The sequence below is a fragment of the Geobacillus sp. WSUCF1 genome (genome assembly GCF_000422025.1).
GTDB lineage: Bacteria > Bacillota > Bacilli > Bacillales > Anoxybacillaceae > Geobacillus > Geobacillus zalihae.
The window spans coordinates 1-3,111 of the sequence record NZ_ATCO01000295.1 but is presented as its reverse complement, the minus strand read 5'-3'; the positions used below and the strand labels follow the sequence as shown (position 1 = coordinate 3,111).

Sequence of the window (3,111 nt, the reverse complement as noted above, 5' to 3'; positions counted from 1 at the left end):
AAGTGGGGGTAGTTGACGATTTTGAAGAAGGCTAGCGGCTCGCGCTAGCCTTCTTCGCCGTTATTCGTCACTTGATCGTCGCAGCGAATTGCTCGTACTCTTTCCGGTTTGTCGGAACTTTCACTTCGCCTTTGATGATTTTTTGCTTCCATTCGTCAACAGTTTTTAACACGTTCTCCGGAATGTTGTCTTGCGTCGGGGCAATGCCAACCCCATTTTCCGGCAACCCGTACTCAATCGTTTTGCCGCCCGGGAAGTCGCCCTCTTTCGCCCGTTTCGCCGTGTCATAGACAGCGACGTCGACGCGCTTCACCATCGAAGTGAGCGTTACGTTGTACGTTTTGCCGCCGACTTTCACTTCTCCCTCCGGCGCTTGGTCTTTGTCAACACCGATGACCCAAATTTCGCGGTTCGGATCTTTCTTCTTCAAATCTTTCGCTTCCGAGAAGACGCCGTTCCCAGTCGCTCCAGCTGCATGGTAGATGATGTCGATGCCAGACGCGTACATGCTCGAGGCGATCGCTTTCCCTTTATCCGCTTGGTCGAACGCCCCGGCGTATTGCACTTCCACAGTCGCCTTCGGATTGACCGCTTTCACGCCGGCGCGGAATCCGCTTTCGAATTTTTCGATCAACGGAATCTCCATCCCACCGACAAAGCCGATTTTATTCGTTTTCGTCATTAGCCCGGCGACAACACCGACAAGGAACGAGCCTTCATGCTCCTTGAACGTGATGCTGGCGACATTTGGCTCGTCAACAACCGTGTCGACGATGGCGAAATGTTTTTTCGGGTTTTGCTTCGCGACTTCTTTCACCGCGTCGCCCATCAAATACCCGATGCCGAAAATCAAGTCAAAGTCGCTGCGCACAAGCTTGTTTAAGTTCGTGGCATAGTCAGCGTCGCTCGATGACTGCAAGTAGTCGTAGCCGCCGCGGCCTTTTTCAAGCCCGTTGTCTTTGCCGAACTTTTGCAGCCCTTCCCAAGCCGACTGGTTGAACGATTTGTCGTCAATGCCGCCGACGTCGGTGACCATGGCGACGCTGAACGTGTCTTTTCCGCCCCCGGCATTATTTCCCCCTTGACCGCCACAAGCGGCAAGCAGCGTGCTGGCGGCGAACAAAGTGGACAAAAGCAATCCCATTCGCTTTTTCATCCATCACTACCCCCTGCTTTGAAAATTGGTTCCTTTATTTAGTATGAAACTTCCGGCTTCTTTCTATGTACCCTTTTCACCCCCTTAAAAGCTGAACCGCTTCCGCATGACATGGAAGCTGAACTTGTCGGAGCGGAAGTAGTTGACGGAATAAAAAATCGGCTCATCGTTTTTATCGAAATGCATTTGCTTGAGCACAAGCAGCGCCGTTTCCGGGTCGCATTGCAAAATCGGCGACACTTTTTCATGATAGCCGAGCGGCACGATGCGCGCGACCGCATAGGCGATGTCGCGATGCGTTTGGTTGTGCAAGTTTTCAAACAACGACTCTTGCTCATAAGAGATCCCTTTGGGCAAATATTTGCATAAAATTTTATCCAAGCAATAAACGACCGGCTCTCCATCAGCGGTGCGCACCCGCTCGATGAGCAGCAAATTCTCGTCCGGCCGGCATTGGAAACGGCGCATATCGTCTTCCGTCGGCTGTTGGATGGAGGAAGACAAAAAAATCGTTCCTGGCTTGCGCCCCGCTTGACGAATCATATCCGTGACGCTTGAGAGCTGCTCGATGCCGGACGTAAACAGCGGACGGGCGTTGACAAACGTTCCGACGCCGTGGCGGCGGATGATAATGTTTTCTTCTTCAAGCACCCTGAGCGCTTCCCTCAATGTCGCCCGGCTGACGCCAAGCTGTTTGGCGAGTTCAAACTCGGACGGCAGTTTTTGCTTTTCTTTGTACACTCCCGTTTCAATATCGCGCTTGATGCGATCAATCACTTGCAAGTAAAGGTGGCGGCTGTCTGATTTGATTGACATGACAACGTCCTCCGTGTTACGCATTTCCGTTGAGATCAGACCTCTGACATTAGACATATAACCTTTTTGAGATTACTATATCATTTTTTACTGGGCAAATAAATAGGTGATATCAAATTTTGTCGAAGAAAAAGAAATAGGATTGGCAACGCTTCCAATAAGATGTATGATTGAGCGGGCAGGCTTTTTTTCGCCCGCCCTTTTTCCCATTTATGATGTCTTTTTTAAATCTTCCTTCGACCAAAGAACGGCGCGCGGCTTGCTTCCTTCATACGGGCCGACGACGCCGCGCTCCTCCATGGCATCAATGAGCCGAGCGGCGCGATTGTAACCGATGCGGAAGCGGCGTTGCAGCATCGAGACGGAGGCGCTTTGCATTTCAACGACAAGACGGACCGCCTCATCGTACAACTCGTCTTCAAGGGCTGAGGAAGAGGGTTCGCTGTCTTCGACGAACATCTCCTCATAATATTGCGCCTGCTGCTGTCCGATGACAAACCGAACGACGTCTTCCACCTCTTGGTCGGAGACAAACGCCCCTTGGACGCGCACTGGTTTTGAGGCCCCCATCGGCAAAAACAGCATATCGCCGCGGCCGAGCAGTTTTTCCGCCCCGCCCATATCCAAAATGGTGCGCGAGTCGATTTGCGATGATACACTGAAGGCGATGCGCGACGGAATGTTCGCTTTGATGACGCCGGTGATGACGTCCACCGACGGGCGCTGGGTGGCGATGATCAAATGGATGCCAGCGGCGCGCGCCATTTGCGCCAAACGGGTGATCGCCTCTTCCACATCCGAGGAAGCCACCATCATCAAGTCGGCCAATTCGTCGATGATCACGACGATGTATGGCAAAAGCGGCTGCTGTTCCGACGCCGTTTCGTTATGGTGGCGGATATGCTCGTTATATCCTTCAATGTTGCGCGTGCCGGTATGCGAGAACAGCTCGTAGCGCCGCTCCATTTCTTGGACGACTTTTTTCAGCGCCTGGGCCGCTTTTTTCGCGTCGGTGACGACCGGTGTCAACAAATGAGGAACACCGTTGTACACACTTAACTCCACCATTTTCGGATCGATCATCATCAGCTTCACCTCATGCGGCTTCGTGCGCATGAGCAGGCTGACGATAATGCCGT

General features: G+C 52.5%; 3 protein-coding genes. All 3 read right to left on the bottom strand.

Going from position 1 to position 3,111, the window contains the following annotated elements:
- Nucleotides 1–67: 67 nt before the first annotated feature.
- On the bottom strand, nt 68–1,156 hold the full coding sequence (locus I656_RS00055; RefSeq protein ID WP_013145713.1) for a BMP family protein: 1,089 nt from the start codon (nt 1,154–1,156) through the stop codon (nt 68–70).
- 84 nt (nt 1,157–1,240) lie between these two features.
- Nucleotides 1,241–1,972 (bottom strand): GntR family transcriptional regulator, encoded by a 732-nt coding sequence (locus I656_RS00060; protein WP_011230782.1) that lies wholly within the window; start codon nt 1,970–1,972, stop codon nt 1,241–1,243.
- A gap of 210 nt (nt 1,973–2,182) precedes the next feature.
- A partial coding sequence (locus I656_RS0117285; protein ID WP_033007023.1) for a DNA translocase FtsK occupies nt 2,183–3,111 on the bottom strand: 929 nt, incomplete at its 5' end.